We start from the raw sequence: 23,818 nt of genomic DNA, 5'->3' as shown, positions 1-23,818 counted from the left end.
AGGGGCACCCTGTACCGCATTACTGGGTACAGGGTGCCCCTCACCTGGGTCAGCGTCCGGTGCGGAAGGCTTCGAGGTTGTTCCTGGTGATGACCTGGACCGGGATGCTGGTCGTGGTGCCCGCGGCGGCCGGGACCTCGCCCCGGGCGGCGCGGACCGCCTGCTCCACGGCGGCCCGGCCGAGCAGCTTCGGCTGCTGGGCCACGGTGGCGGTCGCCGTTCCGGCGCCCACCGCGTCGAGGCCCTCCGGGGTGCCGTCGAAGCCGACCACCTTCACCTGATCGCCCGCGCGGTCGCCCAGCGCCTTGATCGCGCCCAGCGCCATCTCGTCGTTGGCCGCGAAGACGCCGCGCACGTCGGGGTGGGCCTGGGCGATGTTCTGCATGACGTTCAGCGCGCGGGTCCGGTCGAAGTCGGCGGGCTGGGAGGCCACCACCTCGATGCCGGGGAAGCGGGCGATCTCCTCGGTGAAGCCCCGGCCGCGCTCCCGCGCTGCCGACGTGCCGGGCTGGCCCTCCAGCACCGCCACCGGACCGGACCCGACCAGCCGGGCGAGCTCCCGCGCCGCCAGCCGGCCGCCCTCGACGTTGTCCGAGGCCACCGTCGTGACCACGGTGCCGGAGCTGGGCGCGCGATCCACCGCGACCACCGGGATCCCGGCGCGTCCGGCGGCCTCGACCGAGGGCACCACCGCGTCGGAGTCCACCGGGTTCACCACGATCGCGTCGACGTCGCGGGCGATCGCGTTCTGCACCGCGTCGGCCTGCCGGGAGGCGTCCTCCCCGGCGTCGGTGACGTTCAGGTCGACCCCGAGCCGCGCGGCCTCCTGCTGGGCACCGGCCCGCAGGTCCACGAAGAACGGGTTGTTCAACGTCGACACCGACAGCGCGATCTCCAGCCTGCCGTCCTCGGCGCCCTGCTGGCGCTGGTACACCGCCCAGCCCCCGGCGACGACCACCAGCGCGACCACCGCCGCCAGACCGCGCCGCAGCGCGGGGGAGCGCAGCGGCGGCGGTCCGCGCCGCCCGGTGCGCCGCCGCTGCCGCAGCGTGTCGAACAGGACCGCCGCGGCGATCACGGCGCCGATCACCACCTGCTGCCAGAACGCCGAGACGTCCAGCAGGTTCAGGCCGTTGCGCAGCACCGCGAGGACCAGCGCGCCGAGGAAGGTGCCCAGCGCCGAGCCGACGCCGCCGGCGAGGCTGGCCCCGCCGATCACCACGGCGGCGATCGCGTCCAGCTCGTACCCGGTGCCCGCCTCGGGCTGCGCCGAGGCCAGCCGCGCGGTGAGCAGGATGCCCGCGACGGCGGCGAACAGCCCGGACAGCGCGTAGATCAGCAGCTTCTGCCGGGTGACCTTGATGCCGGACAGCCGCGCCGCCTCCGCGTTGCCGCCGATCGCGTACATCGCCCGGCCCGCGTAGGTGCGGCGCAGCACCAGCGCGGTGAGCAGCCCGATCACCACCATGACCAGCACCGGGTAGGGCAGGAACCCGAACAGCTCGCCGCTGCCGAGTTCGCCGAGCCAGCCGCCCACCGAGATCGGCCGCCCGTCGGCGATCACCAGCGCCAGACCGCGCGCCATGCTGAGCATCGCCAGCGTCGCGATGAACGGCGGCACCCGGCCCGCGGTGACGAGCACGCCGCTGACCAGCCCGGCGGCGGCCCCGGCCGCCAGACCCAGCGGCACCGCCAGCCACAGCGGCAACCCGGCGCCCGCCACCGCCCAGCCGGTGACGATCCCGGCGAGTCCGGCGACGCTGCCCACCGACAGGTCGATGCCGCCGCTGACGATCACGAACGTCATGCCGAAGGCGAGCACCGCCACCACCGACGCCTGCACGCCGACGTTGAGCAGGTTGTTCGCGGTGAGGAAGTCCGGCGACAGCAGTGCGAGCAGCACCACCAGCACGACCAGTCCGCCGAGCGGCCCCGCGGCCCGGCCGAGCGCGGCCGTCCGCCGCTGCGCGCTGACCCCGTCGTCAGGCATCGTCATCTCCCGAGGTGTTGTCCGCCGAGACCGCGAGCGCCAGCACGCGCTCCTGGGTGGCCTCGGCTCCGTCCAGTTCGCCGCGCAGCGCGCCGTCGGCGAGCACCAGCACGCGGTCGCTGAGCCCGAGCAGTTCGGGCAGGTCGCTGGAGACCACCAGCACGGTGGTGCCGTCGCGGGCGAGTTCGCCGATCAGCTCGTAGATCTCGGCCCGCGCGCCGACGTCGATGCCCCGGGTGGGTTCGTCGAGGATCAGCACCCGGGGCGCGGCCTGCAGCCACTTGCCGATCACGATCTTCTGCTGGTTGCCGCCGGAGAGGGTCAGCGCGGGCTGGTCCAGCCCGGCGACCCGGATGCCCAGCCGCCGCACCGAGTCGGCGGCACGGCGCCGCTGCTCGGCCAGGTCCACCAGCCCCGCGCGGGTGCGGTCGGCGAGGGTGGCCAGGCCGAGGTTCTCGGCCACCGAGGCGCCCAGCACCAGGCCCTGCCCGGCGCGGTCCTCGGGGACCAGCGCCAGGCCCGCGGCGCGGGCGGCGGCGATGTCGCCCGGCGGCAGCGCGCGGCCGTCGACCAGCACCTCGCCGGAGTCGTAGCGGTCGGCGCCGAACAGCGCCCGGACCAGCTCGGTGCGGCCCGCGCCGACCAGCCCGCCGATGCCGACGACCTCGCCGGCCCGCGCGGTGAAGCTGATGCCGTCGAGCACGCCGCGCGCGGTCAGGTCGCGCACCTCCAGCCGCACGTCGCCGACCTCGGCCCGGCGCGGCGGGTACTGCTGGTCCACCGAGCGGCCGACCATCAGCCGCACCAGCTCGTCGGGGTCGGTGTCCGCCGGGACCTGCGCCACCGCCGCGCCGTCGCGCAGCACGGTGACCCGGTCGCCGATCTCGGCGACCTCGCCGAGCAGGTGCGAGATGAACACGACGCCGACGCCCCGCTCGGTGAGGTCGCCGACGATCCCGAACAGCGCGTCCACCTCGGACCGGCTGAGCACCGCCGTCGGCTCGTCCATGATCAGGAAGCGGGCGTCGAGCCCGAGGGCCTTGGCGATCTCCACGGTCTGCCGCTGCGCGACGCCCAGCTCGCCGACGACCGCGTCCACGTCGAGGTCCAGGCCCATCCGCTCCAGCAGGGCGGCGGCCCGCGCGCGCATCCGGGACCGGTCGACCAGGCCGAAGCGGCGCGGCGGTCGGCCGAGGTGGATGTTCTCGGCGACGGTGAGCTGCGGGACCAGCGCCATCTCCTGGTGGATGGTGGCGATGCCCAGCGCTTCGGCGTCCTCCGGGCCGGTGAGCCGCACGGGGTCGCCGTCCACCCGGATCTCGCCGGTGTCGGGCGGGTGCACCCCGGCCAGCATCTTGATCAGCGTGCTCTTGCCCGCGCCGTTCTCGCCGAGCAGCACGTGGACCTCGCCGGGGCGCACGTCGAAGTCCACCGCGTCCAGGGCGCGCACGCCCGGGTAGATCTTGGAGACCCCGACCAGCTCCAGGTGACCCCGGCGCGCTTCGTCGGCCATCAGCGCTTCACTCCTCGTTGAGCCGCGTCCGCCGTGGAAATCGGTTTCCACGGCGGGGCTACAGTGAACCACGCCGATTCGGGCGTCCACTAGGGTGTGGTGGAGGCAACCGATTTCCACGGCGAGGTCCAGCGCGCCGGAGAGTGGGGGAGCGGGTGGGCGTCACCATCCACGACGTCGCGGCGCGGGCCGGGGTCTCGGTGGCGACCGCGTCGCGGGCGCTGTCCGGGCAGCGCGGCGTGCGCCCGGAGAACCGGAGCAAGGTGCTGGCCGCGGCTGACGCGCTGGCTTACCAGCCCAACGCGGTGGCCGCCGCGCTGCGCAGCCGGACCACGCGCAGCCTCGGCGTGGTGGTGCCGCGGATCGCCAACCCGTTCTTCGCGACGCTGGTCGAGGAGGTGGAGCAGCGCCTGCACGCCGCGGACCGCAGCCTGCTGCTGGCCAACTCGCGCTACGACCCGGAGCTGGAGCGCCGCCAGGTCGGCGCGCTGCTGGACCGCCAGGTGGACGCGCTGCTGATGGTCCCGTGCCACCGCGTCCGCAGCGCCGAGGTGCTCGCCGAGGCCGCCGCACGGGTGCCGGTGGTGCAGCTCGACCTGCACGTCGACGGCCCCGCCGCGAGCTGGGTCGGGGTGGACAACGCGGCGGGGATCTCCCTGGTCGTCGAGCACCTCGCCGCGCTGGGCACCCGCCGCACGGCGTTCGTCGGCGCCGAACCCACCGACTCCGCCGCGCAGGCCCGGTTGGACGGCTACCGGCGGGCGGCCCCCGGTGGGGCCGACGACGTGCTGCTCGGCGACTTCAGCAAGGAGTGGGGGCAGCGCGCGGGGACGCGGCTGCTGGACCGGGCGGAACTGCCCGGGGCGATCGTGTGCGGCAACGACACCATCGCGCTCGGCGTGCTCAGCGCGCTGGCCGAGCGCGGCGTCGCGGTCCCCGACGAGGTCCGGGTGACCGGCTTCGACGACATCCCCTACGCCGCGCTGGCCCAGCCGCCGCTGACCACGGTCCGCCAGCCGCAGGGCGCCATCGCCGCCGAGGCGGTGCGGCTGCTCACCGCGCGTTGGGACGGCGCCGAGCCGGTGTCGCAGCGGACCGCGATCGCGCCGGAGCTGGTGGTGCGGGCCTCGGCCTGACCGGCGAACGGCGGCGGATACGCTCGCGGTGCCCCTGCACTCGATCGGTGGATGGCCCGTGGACGCTCCTGCTCTGGCCGACGTGGTCCGCGACTGGACCGACCGGCTGCTCGACTCCAGCAGCACCGCGGCGCTGCTGACCGCGGCGGCGGCGCTGCTGCTGGTGGCGCACCGGCGGAGCTGGCGGCTGCTGCGCAACGTGGTGACGATCGCCCACGAGGGCGGGCACGCGGTGGTCGCGCTGCTGTCCGGCCGCACCCTCAACGGCATCCGGCTGCACTCGGACACCTCCGGGCTGACCGTGTCCACCGGGCGTTCGCGCGGACCGGGCATGGTGCTCACCCTGTTCGCCGGGTACCCGGCGGTGTCGCTGCTCGGGCTGGGCGGGGCGTGGCTGGTGGCCGAGGACCGCGCCCGGCTGGTGCTGTGGGTCCTGATCGGACTGCTGGCGGCGATGCTGCTGGCGCTGCGCAACGCCTACGGCGTGCTGTCGGTGCTGCTGACCGGGGGTGCGCTGTTCGCGGTGTCCTGGTTCGCCACGCCGGGATGGCAGGCGATCTGCTGCGCGCTGGTGAGCTGGTTCCTGCTGATCGGCGGCATCCGGCCGATCGGTGAGCTGGCCCGGCTGCGGTCGCGGGGCCGCGCCCCGGACTCCGACGCCGACCAGCTCGCCCGGCTGACCCGGGTGCCCGCCGCGCTGTGGCTGGGGCTGTGGCTGGTGATCGGGGTGGCCGCCCTGGTCTTCGGCGCGCGCTGGTTGCTGCTGATGCCGCAGTGGTGACGGGCGCGAACCGGCCCCGGCGGTGACTACCATCCGGGGCATGACGACTTTCGCGCCGCGCCCCGGTGGCACCTTCCCGCTCTCGGCCCAGGTCACGGTCAACCGCGTCGGGTTCGGCGCGATGCAGCTCGCCGGTCCCGGCGTGTTCGGCCCGCCCGCCGACCGCGACCGGGCCATCGGCGTGCTGCGCCGCGCCGTCGAGCTCGGCATCGACCACATCGACACCAGCGACTTCTACGGCCCGTGGGTGGTCAACGAGCTGATCGCCGAGGCGCTGCACCCGTACCGGGACGTCGTGGTGGCCACCAAGATCGGCGCCTACCGCGACCACCGGGGCGGGTGGCTGCCCAGCGGGCACCCGGACTCGCTGCGCGCGCAGGTGCACGACAACCTGCGCCGGCTGCGGGTGGACTCGCTCGACCTGGTCTACCTGCGGCACATGGGGGACGGGTCCGGCTACGGGCTGGCCGACCAGCTCGGCGCGCTGGCGGAGCTGCGCGAGCAGGGGCTCGTGCGCCTCATCGGACTGTCCAACGTGGAGGTCGAGCACCTGGAGCAGGCGCGGGAGATCACCCCGATCTCGGCGGTGCAGAACCGCTACAACGTGGTGGACCGCGGTTGTGCCGCGCTGCTGGACCGCACCACCGAGCTGGAGCTGGCCTTCGTCCCGTTCTTCCCGCTGGGCTCGGGCTTCACCGCCAGCCAGGCGCGCGATCACGCGGTGCTGCGCGCGGTCGCCGAGCGGGTCGGCGCGACCCCGGCGCAGGTGGCCCTGGCGTGGCTGCTGCACCACGCGGCCAACGTGCTGCTCATCCCGGGCACGTCCACGCCCGAGCACCTGGAGGAGAACACCGCTGCGGGCCGGGTGGAGCTGTCGCCCGAGGACATCGAGGAGCTCGGCGCGATCGTGGCCGAGGGCGAGTCGCTGGAGGGCGAAGCGCACTGAGCCCCCGTTTCGGCTCGCCTTGCGTGGCGGTGCCGGTGGCGGAACCTCAGCGGCCTTCTCGCTCCGGGAGCCGCTCCTGATGTACCAAGCACGTACACGGCGTCGCGGCTGTCCTCGCGAGAAGACCGCTGAGCGGTCACGTCCGAGCACGGGCGGCGGTGCGAGCGCCGTAGGTGGCCGCAAGCGGCTACCGCCGCTTCGAGGCACGCGCTGAGCCCCCGTTCCGGCTCGTCGGCGGTGCCGGGACTCGTGATCCTCGGTAACACTTCCGGAACCCGATCGACGATCGATACGGTGGGTCGCGGCCCGGCTACTGGTCGTCCGGTCGCGCACCGTGACGCAGTAGGGTGGAGCGACACGCGACGGCCGGACTTCCGAGGGGTGACCGTGACCGAACAGGCGACGTGGGTGCCGAGCGGCGTGGACGAGGAGATGCCCAGCGCCGCCCGGTTGTACGACTACCTGCTCGGCGGTGCGCACAACTTCGCGGCGGACCGGGAGCTGGCCGAGCGGTTCCTGGCCGCGCTGCCCAGCGCCCGCGACGTCGCCCGGCTGAACCGGGCGTTCCTGCGCCGCGCGGTGGTCTTCCTGGCGCAGCAGGGCGTGCGGCAGTTCCTCGACGTCGGTTCCGGCATCCCCACCGTGGGCAACGTGCACGAGATCGCCCAGGAGATCGCGCCGGACTCCCGGGTCGTCTACGTCGACTACGAGTCGGTGGCCGTGGCGCACAGCCAGCTCCTGCTCGCCGACGACCCCCGGTCGACGATCGTGCAGGCCGACCTGCGCGATCCGGACGCGGTGCTGGACGATCCGGAGACCCGCCGGTTGCTGGACTTCGACCGGCCGATCGGGCTGATCATGGCCGGGGCGCTGCACTTCGTGCCGCTGGAGGCCGACGCGCCCGGCATCCTCGCGCGGTTCCGGGACCGGCTGGTGCCGGGCAGCTACCTCGCCCTGTCCCACTTCACCGCGGACATCAGCCCGGCGGAGATGGCCGAGGTGGTGTCGGTGATGAGCCGCAGCGCGGACCCGATCCACCCCCGCAGCCGCGCGGAGTTCCTGGCGCTGTTCGACGGGTTCGACCTGGTGGAGCCGGGCGTGGTGGGCACCGCGCTGTGGCGGCCGGAGCGACCGGAGCGGGCCGGGGCCGAGCCGGGCGGCTCGCAGATCTACGCCGGTGTCGGGCGCAGGAGGTGAGCGGCACCGCACCGGCGCGGCGCGGCGCCCGGGTGCGATGACCGCGCACCCGCCGGAGGTGCTGCGACCGCAGCGGTACGACGAGCTGTGGCGCGCCGAGGTCGCCGAGCGCTGGGCCGACGAGCTCAGCACCGCCTCCTACCTCCCGCTGGCCCGCGAGACGATCGATCGCTGCCTGCGGGACCTGGTCGAGGACGTGGTCGCCGCGCTGGACGAGCCGTCCCGGATCCAGGAGGCCGGGCGGGCCGTCGGCAGGCGGCTGGTGGAGATGCACGCGCGCGGGCAGGACAGCCTCGCGGTGAGCCTGCGGCTGATCCGCGAGGCGCTGCTGGGCGAGGGCGCCGCCGATGCGGTGCACGACGTCCTCGGGCTGCTCACCGCGATCGCCGTGGAGTACGCGCGGGCCGACCGGGCGAGCACCTTCGAGCAGCAGGAGAACCTGAAGCGGGCGCTGCTGCGCTCGAAGCTGCGCGCCGACCGGGAACTGGCGGCCAGCGAGGCGCAGCTCTCCGAGGTGTTCCTGACGACCCCGATCGGCGTCGCGATCTGCGCGCTCGACGGCCGGTTCGTCGAGGTCAACAGCGCATTCGAGGAGACCCTCGGCTACCGGGGCGAGGAGCTCGACGGGCGCACCATCCACGACCTGTTCCACCCCGACGACGCGGAGTTCCTCGCCGCCGCCTACGCGGAGCTGGTGGAGGGCGGCGAGGCCCGGCGGCTGACCGACCGCAAGCGGCTGCTGCGCGCCAACGGCGAGGAGGCCTCGGCCTACCTGGCGGTGTCGGTGCTGCGCGGTCCCGACGGTGCTCCGGCGAAGCTGGTCACGATGGTGGAGGACATCACCGAGCTGCACGCGTTGCAGGAGCGGTTCCACTACCAGGCGCTGCACGACGCGCTGACCGGGTTGCCGAACCGCCAGTACTTCCGGACCCGGCTGGAGGCCGCGCTGGCCGGGTTCCCGCCGGATGCCGCGCTCGCCCTCTACCACCTCGCGCTGGAGGGCTTCGAGCTGATCAACGACGGTCTCGGGCACGAGGTCGGCGACCAGGTGATCCGGCTGGTGGCGCGCCGGCTCTCCGAGCTGGTCGAGGGCGAGGAGGCCCTGGTGGCCCGCTTCGGCGGCACCGAGTTCGCGATCCTGGTGCGGCAGGGGTCCGCGACGCCGACGGTCCCCGAGTTCGCGGCGCTGATCAACGAGGTGCTCGCCGAGCCGTTCAGCACCGAGACCTACGGGATCGCGGCCTCGGCCAGCATCGGCGTGGTGCAGCGGGCGGTGCGCGACGGCGACGCGACGAACATGCTGTGGGCGGCCGACGTCGCGCTGCGCCGGGCGGAGGCGGCGGGCACCCGGCAGTGGGCGCTGTTCGACCCGGACCGGGCGCCCGAGGAGCGCACCGAGGCCCGGCTGGCCGCGGTGATGCCCGGCGGCCTGGAGACAGGCGAGTTCGACGTGGTGTACCGGCCGCTGGTCGCGCTGGCCACCGGCGGCGTGGTGGCGCTGGAGACCGAGCTGCTGTGGGACACCGCGGGCGACGGCGCCATCGGGCACGCCGAGTGCCTGCGGCTGGCCGAGCGCTCCGGGGTCACGCTGTCGCTGCGCGACTGGATGCTGGTCACGGCGTGGGAGCAGCTCGACGACTGGCACTCGACGGGCCACCCGGTGCGGCTGGCGCTGGCGCTGAGCGAGAACCAGACCCGCGACCCCGACCTCGTCGTGGTGATCCGCCGCGCCCTCGCCCAGCGCGCGCTCGACCCCCGGTGGCTGCGGCTGCTGGTGCCGATGTCGGCGCTGCTCGGCGAGCGGTGCGAGGAGGCCCGGGACAACGTCCACCACCTGAACCGGATGGGCGTGCGGTCGTCGGTGCACGGCTTCCGGGGCTCGCCCGAGGAGCTGCACCACCTGCGGGCGCTGCCGGTGGACGTCGTCCGGCTGGACGACCACCTGGTGCGCCTGGTCCACGAGGCCGAGTCGCCGGACGCCCCGGAGATCCGGGCGCTGCACGCGATCGTGCCGCTGATCGAGGCGGTCGGTGCCCGGCTCTGCGTCGACGGCATCCGGACCGAGGAGCAGGCGGCGCGCTGGCGCGAGCTGGGCTGCGCGGTCGGGGCGGGCGAGCTGTTCAGCCGCCCGGTGCATGCCTTCGACGTGCCGGACCTGCTCGGCAGGATGCCCGTCGAACCGGACTGATGGCTCGCGGGCGCGAAGAACCCCCGCCCGGATCGCCGGACGGGGGTTCTTCGCGTTCGTGGTTCAGCCGTCGTAGCGGCCGGCCTCGAAGTCGCCGAGGAACGCCGACCACTGGGGGCCGGTGGTGGTGAAGTACCCGGCGGCGCCCCGACCGGCGCCCCGGGCGCCGGTCGGCCATCCACCCCCAGGCGTGGCTCGCTGATCCGCCACCCCGCGAGAGGAGCTGAGACCGGCCAGGCAGGAGACCGTGACGCAGGACCCGGACCAATGGCAGCGGCGCGGGGTGCAGGCAGATACCCGATATCGACGGTGGCCGCTGTTCGCCATTCGTGGCCGGAGCAGCGGCTACCGTGCTCCTGGGGAGAGGACACCACGTGTCGGCGATCGAGGACTTGGCCCGCAGGCTCGGGGCGATCGAGGGGATGCTCGGCCGCGCCCGCGAGGCGCTGCTGATGGCGCAGGACCGGCACGCCGAGGCCGAAGCGCCGCTGTGGCTGCTCGACGGCACCCACGATCCCGAGGCGCTCGACGCGCTACAGAACTACGCGGCCGGCGGCGCGGAGATGCTGCGCGCGTGGCAGTTGCTCACGCCCGTGATCGACGCCGTCACCGCCTACCGCGCCGGCCTCGAAGTCACCGAGGCCGTCGAGCGGACACCGCCGAGCGCCTCGCACCCGTCGACCACGGGGAAGGTGCCGACCGATGCCGCCCGCGACCGGTCATGGATCGACGCCGTCCGCGAGCGGCTTCCCGAGCGGCCGGGCGGCCGGGGGCAGACCACGGGCATCGTCTTCGACCGCGACGGCAACGAGCACCGCCTCGTCAGCGGCATCGAAGACGTGTCCGAGCGGGCAAGGCTGATCTTGCACAACTCGGACAGCTTCACCCCCTACAGCGATGCGGGGCCGCCGTCGATGGTTACCCATGTCGAGACCAAGTACGCCACCATGATGCGCGAGAGCGGGCAGACCTACGGCGTGATCGTGCTCAACAACGCGGTGTGCAACCTGAAAACGGGGTGCGGCGCGTCGGCGCGCGCCATCCTGCCCCGCGGCTCCACCCTCGTCATCTGGGAGCCCGGAGCCACGTCGCCCGTCGAGATCCACGGAGAGGCCAGGCCATGACAGCGATCGACACCACGACCGTGATCACGGTCGTGTTCCACCACATCTTCCGCTACGCGCGCACGCCCGGCGAGGTTGAGGCACTGGTCGGTGAGATCGTCGAGGCCCCGCCGCAGGTAACGTGCGAAATCTACGTGTGGGACCGGCCGTGCGTGTCATTCCGCGAGCCGACCGGCCCGGCATTCCCGGACGGACGCCTGCGGGTCACCAGCGAACCCGGCCTCGGGTGGGGTGCGTTGAACTACGTCCACCGCACCCGGGAGGACGGCGCGCTGGTCGACTCCTTCAACCCTGCTGCGGACGAAACCACGCCGGTCGTGCCATTCGACGACGAGGGCGGCATCGACTTCCCCCGCTCGGCATCGCTGCCGCTGGACCAGGTGCGCGAGGCCGTCGCCGAGTACGCCCGGACGGGGGCGCGGCCGACGTGCGTGCAGTGGCAGCCCGGCTACTGGTACTAGACCAGCGGAACGACGAACGCGCCCCGTGCCGTGGACCGAGGCGGCCGGTTCCCGGCTCTGCGTCGATGGTCCGCGGGCGCGAGGAACCCCCGCCCGGATCGCCGGACGGGGGTTCGTCGTGTTCGTGGTTCAGCCTTCGTAGCGGCCGGTCTTGATGGCGCCGAGGAACGCCGACCACTGGGGGCCGGTGGTGGTGAAGTACCCGGCGGCCCGGTCCTTGGTGTCGCGGACGGCGGCACCCTCGGCGACCCGGCCGACCTCGACGCAGGCGGTGTGGTTGCTCGACCGGCTGGACTTCCGCCAGCCTGCGGGCTGCTGTGTCACGGTAGGCTCTCCTCGTACTCAGTTATTTTCGCGGCGATGAGCTTGGTTGTCTGGTCCGGGCTCATCGCCGTTTCACGTAGCGTATCGACGACTTGCCTGTAGGTGTCGATCGCGGATTCTGCTGTGATGAAGCTTGCGGACGCAACGTGTTCGAGATGCAGGATCGGCGAGGCGCGCGAGAACTCGAACATGAGGAACTGCCCGGAATGCGCGGGAGTCCAGCGTCCGAGGTCGGCGGGAATGACTCGAATGGTGACGTTCGGCAGGCGTCCGAGCTGCTCCAGGTGCCGGAGCTGGTCCGCCATCACGGACGCGGGTGCGATCGCGTCGTCGAGAACGCGCTCCATGAGGATGGCCTCGAACGTCGGCCCATCGCGACGGCTGAGGATTTCGCGCCGGGCGGTCCGCATTCCAACGCGCGCCTCGCGCTCGCCGATCGGGTGATCGACCATGACTGCGCGTGCGAAGTCCGCGGTCTGCGCCAATCCAGGGATCAGCAGCGGTGCCACCTCGATGATCGCTGACGCTGTTCGCTCGTACTCGATCAGCGTCACAAGTTCCTGATGAATTCCCGGTGTTCCGGCGCGCAACCAATCTGACTGGTCGGCTTCGCGAGCGAGGGCGGCGAGGCGCTCACGTTCGTCGGTCGACAGCCCGAGTGCGACGGCAATCGCGGCCACGTCTTCGGCGGTAGCTGTCCGCGTTCCGCGTTCGATCCGGGTCACGAACGTGTGGTCAACGCCGAGCCGTCGCCCCACTTCGCGGACGCTGATCCGTTGCTCCTCGCGGGCTTTCCGCAGTTCAGCGCCCAACGTACGGGCGCGTGGGCTCCCGGGCCGTGTTCCGCTCATGCCCCAGACCATAGCGCCACGGATGGGGTGTGGAGATCACTCCAAAGGAGCCTTGCTTGGCCTGGGGCTGCCCCATCATTCTGGGGCAGCCCCATACGGAATGGGGCGACCCGGATGCAGATCGTCACTATAGGGCACCGAGAGGCGGCGGGTATGACTTCCGGACACGAACAGCACCCGTTCAAATGGACGCCGGGCGCGGAGAAGCGGCACGCGACGTTGGCCGAGAACCGCGACCACGGCACCGAAGTCGAGACGCTGTGCGGCACGACGATCGTCGTCGATCGCGGCGAGCTGGCGTGGTTCTGGTTCACGTGCGAGCCCTGCAACGTCGCGGCACACGAGATCGCGGGCGTGCCGATGCCAGGCGACCGCCCGGTCACCGTCGAGGGCGAAACGGTAGGTGCGCGGTGAGCCGGGGCGCGTTCCGGCCGCACATGGCTCAGCGGCCGGGGGAGACCCCGGAGGAGCACCGGGCGCGGCTCACGCGGAGCTGCTACCGGTGCGGCGAGGAAATCGACGACCTCGACGAGCTGTCGGCCCACGAGGACACGCACGGCTCGGCGCCGAGGGCGCGGTCGTGAGCGCCCGGGCGTGGCTGGTCGTCGGCCTGGTGCTCGGTGTCGTCGCGTTCCTGGGCGGTCCGGTGGCGGGCGTGGGCTGGCTGGTGGTCGTGGGCGTGCTGGGGGTCGCCCGGCGGGTGGGGCCGGTCGAGCGGCACCGCGCCAGCAGGTGCGGCGAGGCGGTGCCCGCTGAGCGGTTGGCCGGGCAGCGCCCGGAACCGGTGGTTCCGGTGCGGAGCTCGGGCGGTGCCCGTTGGGCGGTCTCGTCGCGGGAGACGCGGGTACATCTGAGCCGCGGCGGTGGTGCGGCGGTGTGCGAGCACCCGTTGCGCGGGGTGTGGTTGCACGCTGACGACCTGGACGGGGTGATCTGCCCGGGTGAGCACGTGCCGTGCAGCTCGTGCGTGGCGATCGACGGCACGCCGCGCCGGTTCGCCCAAGCGCTCCGGGTCTCGGGCCCGCCTGCACCGGCCGAGGCGCCGTTCCGGGCGGTTTCCGCCTCGATGCAGGAAACCCGACCGCTGCCCCGGTTGATCGAGGCGTACGCCGAAGCCGCGACACGAGCGGTCCCCGGCAGCACCTATCTGCCGGGGACCGGCGACGAGCGTACCCGCCCCGGCCGCTGCGCGTAGCGCGGCACCTGCTCGGATCACCGCTGGATGCCCCGTCCCCAGCGGTGAGCCGCGGCCGACCGGCCCCACCGGCGCCCCGGGCGCCGGTCGGCCATCCACCCCAGACGCGGCTCGCTGATCGGCCACCCCGCGAGAGGAGGTGAGACCGGCCAGGCAGGAGACCGTGATGCAGGACCCGGACCAGTGGCAGCGGCGCGGGGTGCAGGCAGATACCCGATATCGACGGTGGCCGCTGTTCACCATTCGTGGCCGGAGCAGCGGCTACCGTGCTCCTGGGGAGAGGACACCACGTGTCGGCGATCGAGGACTTGGCCCGCAGGCTCGGGGCGATCGAGGGGATGCTCGGCCGCGCCCGCGAGGCGCTGCTGATGGCGCAGGACCGGCACGCCGAGGCCGAAGCGCCGCTGTGGCTGCTCGACGGCACCCACGATCCCGAGGCGCTCGACGCGCTGCAGAACTACGCGGTCGGCGGCGCGGAGATGCTGCGGGCGTGGCAGTTGCTCGCGCACGTGATCGACGCCGTCACCGCCTACCGCGCCGGCCTCGAAGTCACCGAGGCCGTCGAGCGGACACCGCCGAGCGCGTCGCACCCGTCGACCACGGGGAAGGTGCCGACCGATGCCGCCCGCGACCGGTCATGGATCGACGCCGTCCGCGAGCGGCTTCCAAAGCGCGACGGCGGAATCGGCCAGACGAGCGGGATCGTGTACGACCGTGATGGCCATGAGATTCGGATCATCAGCGGGCGCGAGGAGATCTCCGAGCGGGTGCGGCTCGGCCTGCACAACTCCGACGTGTTCCCGCCGATCGACGACCGCGGCGGCCCTGGCGTCATGCTGCACGTCGAAGCGAAGTACGCCCAAAGGATGAAGGAAACAGGGCAGACCTACGGGGTAGCCGTCCTGAACAATGGCATGTGCACAGGTGACTACAACTGTCAAGCGGCGGTCGCCGCGATCCTGCCTCTCGGGTCGGTGCTGGCAGTGTGGGAGCCCGGCCGAGACCAGCCCATCGAAATCCACGGGAAGGCCAGACCATGACTACGACGATCATGCCCGTGGTGACGGGCATCCTCGGCAGGGAGTTCCGCTACGCCCGGGAACCGGGGGAGGTTGCCGAACTGGTCGAGGCCATCATCAACGAGGCGCCGATTCAGTTCGCACAGGTGTACGTGTGGGATCGGCCGTGCAGGCAGAGCCACGACGGCAGCGTCCATGAATTCCCGCGGGGGCGGCTGCGGATCACTGCCTACCGTGATCGGGGCTGGGGCGCGTTGAACTACATGCATCCGGGCGCGCCGGACGGTCGCCTGGTGGATTCGTACAACCCGGATGCGCCCAACCATGCGCCCGCGCTCATCTTCGACCCGGAGGGGGCCGACTTCCCGCCTTCGGCGTCGCTGCCGCTGGACCAGGTGCGCGAGGCCGTCGCCGAGTACGCCCGGACGGGGGCGCGGCCGACGTGCGTGCAGTGGCAGCCCGGCTACTGGTACTAGGCCGCACGGCACCGGCCGGTGACTGGTCCACTTCGGACGGACGAACGGCCCCGCCGGGGTGGCGGGGCCGTTCGTCGTCAGCGGATCAGCGGCCGTAGACCGGTTGGGTCTGCGGGTTGAACTCCTCGAAGCGGACCTTCTTGGCCGGGTTGGTCCGGTGGTCCCGGATGTCCAGCACGTCCAGTCCTTCCTGGATGCCGCTGGAGTAGATGTGGCCGTTGTAGTAGTACGCCGACCACGAACCGGCGAGCTGCAACGCGCCCTCGTCGAAGGTCGTGCGGTCGAAGAAGCCGATCTCGTGCGGGTTCTCGGAGTCGGTGAAGTCCCACACCGACACGCCGCCCTGGTACCAGGCCTGGACCATGATGTCGCGGCCCTCGACCGGGATCAGCGAACCGTTGTGCGCCACGCAGTTCTCGGTGTCGGCCTGGTGGCGCGGGATCTTGTAGTAGGAGCGGAACTCCAGCTTCGCGTCCGCACCGCTGCCGACGATGTCGTAGACGCCGTTGGCGCCGCGCTGCGGGCCGGTCTCCGCGTTGCAGGTCGCCGCCGCGCCACCACCGAGCTCGTCGGTGAACACGACCTTGCTGCCGTCGTTGTTGAAGGTGGCGCTGTGCCAGAACGCGAAGTTCTCGTCGTCGCGGACCTGGTTGATCACCCGCGGCGCGGTCCGGTCGCTGATGTCGAACAGCACGCCGTCACCCATGCAGGCACCGGCGGCGAGGTCCTTCTCCGGGAACACCGTGATGTCGTGGCAGCCGGAGGTCTGGCTGACCGTGGGCGTGCCCGGGTTCCCGCCGTCCGGGAACAGCACCGGCGCGTCGACCAGCACCGGGTTCGCCGGGTCGGCCAGCGGGACCTCGACGATCGAGATCTTGTCGTGCGGCGGCTGGCACTTCGGGAACTTCTCGCTCGGCCCGTAGGACGAGATGTAGAGGTACACCGACTCGCCGGCCTTGTCCGGCACGAGCGTGTGGGTGTGCGAACCGCAGGCGGTGGGGATGGAGGAGACGTAGCGCGGCTTCGCCGGGTCGCTGACGTCGAAGACCTTCATGCCCTCCCAGCCGTTCGGATCGGCCGAGTCGGTCGCCTCGCTGGTGCAGGTGTCGTTGCTGCGCGGGTAGTCGGTGGAGACGAACAGCAGGTCGCCCGAGATGGACACGTCGCCCTGACCGCCGGGGCACAGCACCTGGCTGACGATCCGCGGCTTCTTCGGGTGCTTGATGTCGTAGACGACGAAGCCGTCGTAGTTGCCGACGAATGCGTGATCGCCCTGGAAGGCGATGTCGGTGCCCACCGCGTCGACGGTGTCGAACGGCGCCTGCTTCGGCAGGTGCGCCACCTGCTCGATGTTGTCACTGCTGATCACGTCGCGGGAGGCCGATGCCTGCGCGGACACCGGCTGGTTCGCGGCGACCTCCGGTCCGTCGCTCGGCGGGGTCGCCGCCGACGGCGTGGCCAGGGCCATGCCCAGCACGAGCGGTGCGATCCCGATCAGGACCCCTGCCGCCCGCCTGCTCTTGGAACTCGGATTCAACGACACCCACCCCACATTCGCCAGGTCCAGCGCTTCCCGGTGTCGGGGCGAGCGCGAACAGCGGTACCCACGTACCACCGCCGATCAGTATCCTGTCCCGCGTTCGTGGGCCCAATCGGCTGGTTGGGCGCTTTTCCCGGTCGCGAGGAGTATCCGATGCCCCTTCGGTCCGTGCTCGGCACCGCCGCGCTGGCGCTCGCCCTCACCGGCTGCGCCGCCGCGGAGCCCGAACCGCAGCCCGCCCCGGTCGTGCTGCCCGGGGCACCCGGTGACCGGCCCGAGGTCGTCACCGGCGCGGAGGTGCCCGCCCGGACCGAGCCGCGCCCGGTCGCGGTGGAGGCCGACTACCTGCGGGACATGATCGCCCACCACGGCCAGGCGCTGGAGATGACCGCGCTGGCCCCGGAACGCGCCGCGCACCCGCAGGTCCGCGCCCTGGCCGAACGCATCGGTGGGGCCCAGGGCCCGGAGATCGACGCGATGCGGGGCTGGCTCGCGACCCACTCCCTCCCGGAACACCCCACCGGCGAAACCCACGGCCACGGCCACGAAGGCCACACCGCCATGCCGGGCATGGCCACCCCCGAGCAGCTCGCCGCGCTGGCCGCCGCGCACGGCGCCGAGTTCGACCGCCTGTTCCTGGACCTCATGATCGCCCACCACGAAGGCGCCGTGACGATGGCGACCGACCTGCTCGCCGAGGGGCGCGACCCCCAGGTGCACGCGATGGCCCAGGACGTCCTGGTCACCCAGCGCGACGAAATCGCCACCATGCAACGCCTCCGCCACGAGCTCCCCTGACCACCTCCCCACCCGTCCCACGATGTGAACTGAGTGAGGGGCACCCTGTACCAAGTGACGGGGTACAGGGTGCCCCTCACTCAAAACCCGTCCGGGTGACTTTGCGGGGTGAGGGGCCCCCTTGCCCCAGTAACTTGGACAAGGGTGCCCCTCACTCAGCTCACGAACAGGTGTCCCCGGGTTGGGTGTCGCCTAGGTTCGGTGTCCCGGCTCGGGAGCGGTGGGGCGTCAGGTGTCGAGGGCTGCTCGGACGATGTCGAGGGCCTGGTCGCGGTCGAAGCCGAGGTCGCGGGCGGTGCGGGCGTAGGCCGCCGCTGCCTCGGCCGCGCGGGCGCGGCTGCGGTCGCCGGTGGCGGCGACGAAGGTGCCCGCCCGGCCCCGGGTCTCGATCAGCCCGGCGCGCTCCAGCTCCCGGTAGGCCTTGGCCGCGGTGTTCGCGGCGATGCCGAGGTCGGCGGCCAGCGCCCGGACGGTGGGCAGCTTGGCGCCCACCGGCAGCGCGCCGTCGTTGATCTGCCCGGCGATGCCGGACCGGACCTGCTCGAACGGCGCCACGTCCGAGTCCGGGTCGACGCTGAGTCGCATGGTCACCCCTGGCGGAAGGCGTCGAGGAGCTGCTCGGCGGCCAGGCTCGCGGTGAGCTCGCCCGCGCGGACCCGCTCCTCGACGTCGTCGACGATGCCGCGCACCCGGGGGTGGCCGGTGAGTTCGGACATCAGTTGATCACGGACCAGCGCCCAGGTCCACTCGACCCGCTGGCGGCTGCGCTTGGCCGCCAGCTCGCCCGCCTCGTCCAGCGTCGCGCGGTGCTGCCCGACCTGCTCCCACACCGAGTCCAGCCCGTCGCCGGTCATCCCGCTGCACGTCAGCACCGGTGGCCGCCAGGCGGCGCTGACCGGGGTGAGCAGCCGCAGCGCACCGCGGAGCTCGCGGGCCGCCTTGCGGGCCTCGTCCCGGTGCGCGCCGTCGGCCTTGTTCACCGCGATGATGTCGGCCAGCTCCAGCACGCCCTTCTTGATGCCCTGGAGCTGATCGCCGGTGCGGGCCAAGGTCAGCAGCAGGAAGCAGTCGACCATGCCCGCCACGGTCACCTCGGACTGTCCGACGCCGACGGTCTCCACCAGCACGACGTCGAACCCCGCGGCCTCCATCAGCACGATCGTCTCGCGGGTCGCGCGGGCCACCCCGCCGAGCGTGCCCGCCGACGGGGACGGCCGGACGAAGGCGCCCGGGTCGGACGCCAGCGCGCCCATCCGGGTCTTGTCGCCGAGGATGCTGCCGCCGCTGCGGGTCGAGGACGGGTCGACGGCCAGCACCGCCACCCGGTGCCCGGCGGCGGTGAGCGTGGTGCCCAGGGCCTCGATGAACGTCGACTTGCCCACCCCGGGCACCCCGGTGATGCCCACCCGGTGCGCGCCTCCGCTGCGCGGCAGCAGCTCGACCAGGAGTTCGCGGGCCAGCGCCCGGTGGTCCGCGCGGGTCGACTCCACCAGGGTGATCGCCCGCGCCAGCGTGGTGCGGGACCCGGCGAGCACGCCGTCGGCGTACTGCCGGACGTCGGGGGTGCGGCCCATGCGGTCCTCAGCCGTCCAGCCGCTCGCGCAGCTCCGCCAGCAGGCCGATCGCGGCGTCGGCGATGACGGTGCCGGGCGGGAAGATCGCGCTGGCCCCGGCGTCGCGGAGCGCGTCGTGATCGGCCGGGGGGATGACCCCGCCGACGACGACCATGATGTCCTCGCGGTCCACCGCGCGCAGCTCCTCGCGGAGCGCGGGCACCAGGGTCAGGTGCCCGGCGGCGAGGCTGGACACCCCGACCACGTGCACGTCGGATTCGGCGGCCTGCCGGGCCACCTCGGCGGGGGTCTGGAACAGCGGCCCCACGTCGACGTCGAAGCCGAGGTCGGCGAAGGCGGTGGCGATCACCTTCTGCCCGCGGTCGTGGCCGTCCTGGCCCATCTTGGCGACCAGCAGGCGCGGTCGGCGGCCCTCGGCCTCGGCGAACTCCGCCACCTCGGCGCGGGCGCGGTCCAGCGAGTCGGAGGCGCCGGCTTCCTCCCGGTACACGCCGGTGATCGTACGGATCTGCCCGGAGTGGCGGCCGAAGACCTTCTCCAGCGCGTCGGAGATCTCCCCGACGGTGGCCTTCGCCCGCGCCGCGTCCACGGCCAGGGTCAGCAGGTTGTGCGCCAGGTCGTCGGGCCGCTCGTCGGACAGCGCGGCCTCGGCGGCACCGGTGAGCCTGCGCAGCGCGTCCTCGCACGCCCGGGGGTCGCGTTCGGCGCGCAACCGGCGCAGCTTGTCGAGCTGCTGGGCGCGGACGTCGGCGTTGTCGACCTTGAGCACCTCCAGGTCCTCGTCGCCGTCGAACCGGTACTTGTTGACGCCGATGAGCGGCTGGCGGCCGGAGTCGATGCGCGCCTGGGTGCGGGCGGCGGCCTCCTCGATGCGCAGCTTGGGGATGCCCGCGTCGATGGCCTGCGCCATGCCGCCCGCGTCCTCCACCTCGGTGAGGTGGGCCCAGGCGCGCTCGGCGAGGTCCTGGGTGAGCCGCTCCAGGTAGTAGCTGCCGCCCCACGGGTCGATCACCCGGGTGGTCCCGGACTCCTGCTGGAGCACGAGCTGGGTGTTGCGGGCGATGCGGGCGGAGAAGTCGGTGGGCAGGGCGAGCGCTTCGTCGAGGGCGTTGGTGTGCAGCGACTGGGTGTGGCCCTGGGTGGCGGCCATCGCCTCGACGCAGGTGCGCACCACGTTGTTGTAGACGTCCTGGGCGGTCAGCGACCAGCCGGAGGTCTGCGAGTGGGTGCGCAGCGACAGCGACTTCGGGTTCTCCGGCCCGAAGGTCTTGACCAGCTTGGCCCACAGCAACCGCGCGGCCCGCAGCTTGGCGACCTCCATCGCGAAGTTCATCCCGATGCCCCAGAAGAACGACAGCCGGGGCGCGAACGAGTCGATGTCCAGCCCGGCCTGCCGGCCCGCGCGCAGGTACTCCACCCCGTCGGCCAGGGTGTACGCCAGCTCCAGGTCGGCCGTGGCCCCCGCCTCCTGGATGTGGTAACCGGAGATGGAGATCGAGTTGAACTTCGGCATCCGCTGCGAGGTGTAGGCGAAGATGTCGGAGATGATCCGCATCGACGGCTGCGGCGGGTAGATGTAGGTGTTGCGGACCATGAACTCCTTGAGGATGTCGTTCTGGATGGTCCCGGCCAGCTTCTCCGGCGCCACCCCCTGCTCCTCGGCCGCCACGATGAACAGCGCCATCACCGGCAGCACCGCGCCGTTCATGGTCATCGACACGCTCATCCGGTCCAGCGGGATGCCGTCGAAGAGCTGCCGCATGTCCAGGATCGAGTCGATCGCCACCCCGGCCATGCCGACGTCGCCGCCGACCCTCGGGTGGTCGGAGTCGTAACCGCGGTGGGTGGCCAGGTCGAAGGCCACCGACAGGCCCTTCTGCCCGGCGGCCAGGTTGCGCCGGTAGAAGGCGTTGGACTCCTCGGCGGTGGAGAACCCGGCGTACTGGCGGATGGTCCACGGCTGGTTGACGTACATCGTCGGGTACGGCCCGCGCAGGAACGGCGGCAGCCCCGGGTAGGTGCGCAGGAAGTCCAGGCCCTCGACGTCCGCGGCGGTGTAGAGCGGCTTGATGCCGATGCCCTCGGGGGCCTCCCAGGTCAGCGCGTCGGCCTCCTTGCCGGTGGCGGCCAGCAGCGCCTCGTGCCACCGGCCGGACCCCTCCGGCGCGTCGGCGACCGGGTCCAGCGGGACCTCGGCGAAGTTCGGGATCATGCTTCCACTCCCAACCGGCGCTGCACCTCGTCGAGGACGGCCAGCGCGTCGCATCCGGCGAAGACGAACCCGTCGACGCCCTCCGGCGGCGGGTCACCGGGCCGACCCGCCAGCAGCACGTGCTCGGCGCCCGCCGCGCGCAGCGCCCGGGCGGTCTCCTCGGCGCGTTCGGCGTAGAGCGCGTCGCTGCCGCACAAGCACACCACCGGCGTCCCGGGGTAGGCGGCGACCACCTCGTCGGCGGTGCCGGTGGGTCCCGCCTCGGTCGCGCCCACCCCGCCGGCGGCGAGCAGGTTGCGGGTGAAGGCGGCGCGCGCGGTGTGCGCGGCCAGCGGGCCCAGGGTGGCCAGGAAGACCGACGGCCGACCGCCCGGGTGGGCGTCGGCGGCGTCCCGGAGCCGTTCGAACGGCTCGGCGTAGCGGTGCCGGGGCAGGCCGCCGGTGGGCCGCGCCGGGGCGGCGGCGCGCGGCAGCCGGGGCTCGTCGAGGTTCGGGAACTCGCTGACGCCGGTGAGCGGGTCGGTGCGGTGCGCCACGGCGCTGCGCCGCCGCTGCCAGGTGGCGTCGAGCCGGTCGGCGACCAGGCCCGAGCCCAGGGCGGCGGGCAGACCACCGGCGGCCTCGATCTCCTGGAACCACCGCCACCCGGCGCGGGCCAGCTCGTCGGTCAGCGACTCCACGTACCAGGACCCGCCCGCCGGGTCGATCACCTGCGCGAGGTGCGACTCCTCCAGCAGCAGCGACTGGGTGTTGCGCGCGACGCGCCGGGCCGTGGTGTCCGGCAGCCCGAGCGCGGCGTCGAAGGGCAGCGCGGTGACCGCCTGGGCGCCGCCGACCCCGGCGGCGAAGGCGGCGATCGTCGTGCGCAGCATGTTCACCCACGGGTCGCGCCGGGCGAGCATGGCCTCCGAGGTCACCGCGTGCTGCACCTGCCCGCGGGCCCCCTCCGGGACACCGCAGGTCCGGGTCACCTGCTCCCAGAGCCGCCGGGCGGCGCGCAGCTTGGCGATGGTGAGGAACTGGTCGGCGGTCGCGGCGAAGCGGAACTCCAGCTGCCCGGCCGCGGCCGCCACGTCCAGTCCCGCCTCGGTCAGCCAGCGCAGGTAGGTCGTCCCCGCGGCCAGCGCGCACCCGAGCTCCTGGGCGTCCGAGCCCCCGGCGTCGTGGAACGGCAGGCCGTCGGCGACCAGCGCCCGCAGCCCGGGGTGCTCGGTGCAGCGCGCGGCCAGCGCGGTGGCGGCCTCGCGGTCGCCCGCGGTCCCGGTCCTGGCCTGCTCGCCGAGCGGATCGGCGCCGAGGGTGGCGCGCAGCGCGCCGGTCGGCACCCCCTGCTCGGCGGCCGCGGCCAGCAGCGCCTCGGCGGCGCGGGCGGTGTCGGGGCCCGCGTCGAGCACCACGCTGATCATGTCCAGGTGGACGCCGTGCAGCACGTCGGCGAGGTCGTCCGCGGCCAGCCCGCCGGGGCCGAGCCGCAGCCACAGCGAGGACACCCCGCCGTCGAGGTCGGCGAGGACCTCGCGGTGGGTCTCGGCGGGGTCGGGGTGCGCGTGCAGCTGCCGGACCTCCCAGCCCGCGGTGGCGCCCTCCGGGCGGCTGCCGCGCACGAACGGCGCCAGCCCCGGAAGACCCGCGCCCGCCGGAGCGCTGGTGTAGAGCGGGTGGACCGGGATGCCGTCGTAGGTCGTGGAGTCCAGCACGTCCTCCGGCGCACCGGCGTGCTCGTCGTCGAGGAGCCCCGACCGCCGCAGCACCTTCGCGACCTGCTCCTGCCACTGCTCGCGGGAGGGGTCCGGGAATTCCGCGGCCAGCGCCAGGTCCGGGCCGCCGCCGCTCGACGTCGAGTGCGCCACCATGAGCACTGATGGTAAGCGGGCGGAGTCGGGGCGGAACCGGTCCAAGCTGTGAGCCATGTCGCAGGGGTGCCTAAGGGGGTGCTGCCAGCAGCAGCACCCACGAACCGCGGTGGTCCTCTTGCGTGGCGGTGCGGGTGGCGGAACCTCAGCGGCCTTCTCGCTCCGGGCGCCCTTCCTCATGTACCAACCACGTACACAGCGTCAGGGCGTCCTCGCGAGAAGACCGCTGAGAACCCGCGGCGGTGCAAGCTGCGTGCGTGGAGCAAAGCGGAAGCGGCTTCGCCGCTTGCCTGACGGCGGTGGCGCTGGCGGGTGCCTGACGATGCTGGCGTTCGCTACTGCCTGATGGTGGGACACCTTCATCCGCGATCCTGGCCTAGAAGTTGGTATACCCATCCTCCGCCTGCGGTGTAGTGCAGCTCGTAGTGGGTTTCGATCTTCGGGCCGTCGTGCAGGTGGATGTGCCGGAGCAGTCGTCCCGCGACGGCGTCGGTCTCCCGGAGGGACTGCTCCCGCCCGTCCAGCGGTCCCCCCACGAAGCGCACGCGATGGTTCGGCATCGCTCACCTCCCGGTGCTGGTCGTGGTCCCGGTGTTCGCCGGCGCGCCGCCACCGGACGCGCGGGGGTTTTCCGGCCATG

Annotated in this window: 24 protein-coding genes; 13 read left to right on the top strand and 11 right to left on the bottom strand. The window is 73.1% G+C overall.

Features of this window, described 5'->3' with window-relative positions:
* Window positions 1-49: 49 nt before the first annotated feature.
* Window positions 50-1,990 (bottom strand): ABC transporter permease/substrate-binding protein, encoded by a 1,941-nt coding sequence (locus ABD976_RS24000; protein WP_345367008.1) that lies wholly within the window; start codon window positions 1,988-1,990, stop codon window positions 50-52.
* Window positions 1,983-3,503, bottom strand: a complete 1,521-nt coding sequence (locus tag ABD976_RS23995; RefSeq protein ID WP_345367006.1) for a sugar ABC transporter ATP-binding protein — start codon at window positions 3,501-3,503, stop codon at window positions 1,983-1,985. The genes ABD976_RS24000 and ABD976_RS23995 overlap by 8 nt, the downstream gene beginning before the upstream one ends.
* Before the next feature lie 155 nt (window positions 3,504-3,658).
* Between ABD976_RS23995 and ABD976_RS23990 the strand changes: the two genes are divergently transcribed.
* The 5 genes from ABD976_RS23990 to ABD976_RS23970 all read left to right on the top strand — a co-directional run bounded on the left by ABD976_RS23990 (window position 3,659) and on the right by ABD976_RS23970 (window position 9,751).
* A complete protein-coding gene (locus tag ABD976_RS23990; RefSeq protein ID WP_345367004.1) occupies window positions 3,659-4,639 on the top strand; it encodes a LacI family DNA-binding transcriptional regulator in 981 nt (326 codons plus the stop codon).
* Window positions 4,640-4,697: 58 nt separating this feature from the next.
* The gene (locus tag ABD976_RS23985) at window positions 4,698-5,420 is read left to right on the top strand and encodes a M50 family metallopeptidase (protein ID WP_345367002.1); all 723 of its coding nucleotides are present in this window, start codon (window positions 4,698-4,700) and stop codon (window positions 5,418-5,420) included.
* A 40-nt stretch (window positions 5,421-5,460) separates the two neighbouring features.
* A complete protein-coding gene (locus ABD976_RS23980) occupies window positions 5,461-6,366 on the top strand; it encodes an oxidoreductase (protein WP_345367000.1) in 906 nt (301 codons plus the stop codon).
* Window positions 6,367-6,753: 387 nt separating this feature from the next.
* Window positions 6,754-7,563, top strand: a complete 810-nt coding sequence (locus tag ABD976_RS23975) for an SAM-dependent methyltransferase (protein WP_345366997.1) — start codon at window positions 6,754-6,756, stop codon at window positions 7,561-7,563.
* A 37-nt stretch (window positions 7,564-7,600) separates the two neighbouring features.
* Entirely contained in the window at window positions 7,601-9,751 is a 2,151-nt protein-coding gene (locus tag ABD976_RS23970; RefSeq protein ID WP_345366995.1) for a putative bifunctional diguanylate cyclase/phosphodiesterase, read from the top strand.
* A gap of 63 nt (window positions 9,752-9,814) precedes the next feature.
* Here the strand turns inward: ABD976_RS23970 and ABD976_RS23965 are convergent, their stop codons facing one another.
* On the bottom strand, window positions 9,815-9,961 hold the full coding sequence (locus tag ABD976_RS23965) for a hypothetical protein (protein ID WP_345366993.1): 147 nt from the start codon (window positions 9,959-9,961) through the stop codon (window positions 9,815-9,817).
* 164 nt (window positions 9,962-10,125) lie between these two features.
* Between ABD976_RS23965 and ABD976_RS23960 the strand changes: the two genes are divergently transcribed.
* On the top strand, window positions 10,126-10,875 hold the full coding sequence (locus tag ABD976_RS23960; protein ID WP_345366991.1) for a DddA-like double-stranded DNA deaminase toxin: 750 nt from the start codon (window positions 10,126-10,128) through the stop codon (window positions 10,873-10,875).
* A complete protein-coding gene (locus ABD976_RS23955) occupies window positions 10,872-11,336 on the top strand; it encodes an Imm1 family immunity protein (protein ID WP_345366989.1) in 465 nt (154 codons plus the stop codon). The genes ABD976_RS23960 and ABD976_RS23955 overlap by 4 nt, the downstream gene beginning before the upstream one ends.
* A 129-nt stretch (window positions 11,337-11,465) precedes the next feature.
* Here ABD976_RS23955 and ABD976_RS23950 read toward each other — a convergent pair whose 3' ends face one another.
* Both ABD976_RS23950 and ABD976_RS23945 read right to left on the bottom strand, forming a co-directional pair.
* Window positions 11,466-11,660, bottom strand: a complete 195-nt coding sequence (locus ABD976_RS23950) for a DUF397 domain-containing protein (RefSeq protein WP_345366987.1) — start codon at window positions 11,658-11,660, stop codon at window positions 11,466-11,468.
* Window positions 11,657-12,472, bottom strand: a complete 816-nt coding sequence (locus tag ABD976_RS23945) for a helix-turn-helix domain-containing protein (RefSeq protein ID WP_345366985.1) — start codon at window positions 12,470-12,472, stop codon at window positions 11,657-11,659. The genes ABD976_RS23950 and ABD976_RS23945 overlap by 4 nt, the downstream gene beginning before the upstream one ends.
* A 192-nt stretch (window positions 12,473-12,664) precedes the next feature.
* On the opposite strand from ABD976_RS23945, the gene ABD976_RS23940 reads away from it, so the two are divergent.
* From ABD976_RS23940 to ABD976_RS23920, 5 genes are all read left to right on the top strand, one after another.
* Window positions 12,665-12,925, top strand: coding sequence for an HC3 family zinc finger protein (locus tag ABD976_RS23940; protein WP_345366983.1), 261 nt, complete (start codon window positions 12,665-12,667; stop codon window positions 12,923-12,925).
* Window positions 12,922-13,095, top strand: a complete 174-nt coding sequence (locus ABD976_RS23935; protein WP_345366981.1) for a hypothetical protein — start codon at window positions 12,922-12,924, stop codon at window positions 13,093-13,095. Before ABD976_RS23940 ends, ABD976_RS23935 begins: the two co-directional genes overlap by 4 nt.
* A complete protein-coding gene (locus ABD976_RS23930; RefSeq protein ID WP_345366979.1) occupies window positions 13,092-13,706 on the top strand; it encodes a hypothetical protein in 615 nt (204 codons plus the stop codon). The genes ABD976_RS23935 and ABD976_RS23930 overlap by 4 nt, the downstream gene beginning before the upstream one ends.
* 290 nt (window positions 13,707-13,996) lie before the next feature.
* On the top strand, window positions 13,997-14,746 hold the full coding sequence (locus ABD976_RS23925) for a DddA-like double-stranded DNA deaminase toxin (RefSeq protein ID WP_345366977.1): 750 nt from the start codon (window positions 13,997-13,999) through the stop codon (window positions 14,744-14,746).
* A complete protein-coding gene (locus ABD976_RS23920) occupies window positions 14,743-15,201 on the top strand; it encodes an Imm1 family immunity protein (protein WP_345366975.1) in 459 nt (152 codons plus the stop codon). The genes ABD976_RS23925 and ABD976_RS23920 overlap by 4 nt, the downstream gene beginning before the upstream one ends.
* Window positions 15,202-15,286: 85 nt before the next feature.
* Here the strand turns inward: ABD976_RS23920 and ABD976_RS23915 are convergent, their stop codons facing one another.
* Window positions 15,287-16,738, bottom strand: coding sequence for an LVIVD repeat-containing protein (locus tag ABD976_RS23915; protein WP_345367087.1), 1,452 nt, complete (start codon window positions 16,736-16,738; stop codon window positions 15,287-15,289).
* Window positions 16,739-16,894: 156 nt separating this feature from the next.
* Between ABD976_RS23915 and ABD976_RS23910 the strand changes: the two genes are divergently transcribed.
* A complete protein-coding gene (locus ABD976_RS23910; RefSeq protein WP_345366973.1) occupies window positions 16,895-17,539 on the top strand; it encodes a DUF305 domain-containing protein in 645 nt (214 codons plus the stop codon).
* A 228-nt stretch (window positions 17,540-17,767) separates the two neighbouring features.
* On the opposite strand, the gene ABD976_RS23905 is transcribed toward ABD976_RS23910, so the two are convergent.
* The 5 genes from ABD976_RS23905 to ABD976_RS23885 form a co-directional block, all read right to left on the bottom strand.
* The gene (locus ABD976_RS23905; RefSeq protein WP_345366971.1) at window positions 17,768-18,124 is read right to left on the bottom strand and encodes a GntR family transcriptional regulator; all 357 of its coding nucleotides are present in this window, start codon (window positions 18,122-18,124) and stop codon (window positions 17,768-17,770) included.
* Window positions 18,125-18,126: 2 nt separating this feature from the next.
* Window positions 18,127-19,113: a methylmalonyl Co-A mutase-associated GTPase MeaB gene (meaB, locus tag ABD976_RS23900; protein ID WP_345366969.1), complete on the bottom strand. Its 987-nt coding sequence runs from the start codon at window positions 19,111-19,113 to the stop codon at window positions 18,127-18,129.
* A gap of 7 nt (window positions 19,114-19,120) precedes the next feature.
* The gene (scpA, locus tag ABD976_RS23895; RefSeq protein WP_345366967.1) at window positions 19,121-21,325 is read right to left on the bottom strand and encodes a methylmalonyl-CoA mutase; all 2,205 of its coding nucleotides are present in this window, start codon (window positions 21,323-21,325) and stop codon (window positions 19,121-19,123) included.
* Complete coding sequence (locus ABD976_RS23890; protein WP_345366965.1) at window positions 21,322-23,178, bottom strand: methylmalonyl-CoA mutase family protein; 1,857 nt, start codon at window positions 23,176-23,178, stop codon at window positions 21,322-21,324. Before ABD976_RS23890 ends, scpA begins: the two co-directional genes overlap by 4 nt.
* A 359-nt stretch (window positions 23,179-23,537) precedes the next feature.
* Window positions 23,538-23,738: a hypothetical protein gene (locus ABD976_RS23885; protein ID WP_345366963.1), complete on the bottom strand. Its 201-nt coding sequence runs from the start codon at window positions 23,736-23,738 to the stop codon at window positions 23,538-23,540.
* Window positions 23,739-23,818 lie beyond the last annotated feature (80 nt).

Source organism: Saccharopolyspora cebuensis (assembly GCF_039542665.1).
Classification (GTDB): domain Bacteria; phylum Actinomycetota; class Actinomycetes; order Mycobacteriales; family Pseudonocardiaceae; genus Saccharopolyspora; species Saccharopolyspora cebuensis.
The sequence above is the reverse complement of the archived record's forward strand: the minus strand, read 5'-3'. Positions and strand labels throughout refer to the sequence as shown.

Bases quoted from the DNA above. Each gene is read 5' to 3' on its own strand.
- ABD976_RS23885 (WP_345366963.1), bottom strand. From the start codon at position 23,738: ATGCCGAACCATCGCGTGCGCTTCGTGGGGGGACCGCTGGACGGGCGG.
- ABD976_RS23955 (WP_345366989.1), top strand. From the start codon at position 10,872: ATGACAGCGATCGACACCACGACCGTGATCACGGTCGTGTTCCACCAC.
- scpA (WP_345366967.1), bottom strand. From the start codon at position 21,325: ATGATCCCGAACTTCGCCGAGGTCCCGCTGGACCCGGTCGCCGACGCG.
- ABD976_RS23920 (WP_345366975.1), top strand. From the start codon at position 14,743: ATGACTACGACGATCATGCCCGTGGTGACGGGCATCCTCGGCAGGGAG.
- ABD976_RS24000 (WP_345367008.1), bottom strand. From the start codon at position 1,990: ATGCCTGACGACGGGGTCAGCGCGCAGCGGCGGACGGCCGCGCTCGGC.
- meaB (WP_345366969.1), bottom strand. From the start codon at position 19,113: ATGGGCCGCACCCCCGACGTCCGGCAGTACGCCGACGGCGTGCTCGCC.
- ABD976_RS23980 (WP_345367000.1), top strand. From the start codon at position 5,461: ATGACGACTTTCGCGCCGCGCCCCGGTGGCACCTTCCCGCTCTCGGCC.
- ABD976_RS23940 (WP_345366983.1), top strand. From the start codon at position 12,665: ATGACTTCCGGACACGAACAGCACCCGTTCAAATGGACGCCGGGCGCG.
- ABD976_RS23995 (WP_345367006.1), bottom strand. From the start codon at position 3,503: ATGGCCGACGAAGCGCGCCGGGGTCACCTGGAGCTGGTCGGGGTCTCC.
- ABD976_RS23890 (WP_345366965.1), bottom strand. From the start codon at position 23,178: ATGGTGGCGCACTCGACGTCGAGCGGCGGCGGCCCGGACCTGGCGCTG.
- ABD976_RS23905 (WP_345366971.1), bottom strand. From the start codon at position 18,124: ATGCGACTCAGCGTCGACCCGGACTCGGACGTGGCGCCGTTCGAGCAG.
- ABD976_RS23970 (WP_345366995.1), top strand. From the start codon at position 7,601: ATGACCGCGCACCCGCCGGAGGTGCTGCGACCGCAGCGGTACGACGAG.
- ABD976_RS23910 (WP_345366973.1), top strand. From the start codon at position 16,895: ATGCCCCTTCGGTCCGTGCTCGGCACCGCCGCGCTGGCGCTCGCCCTC.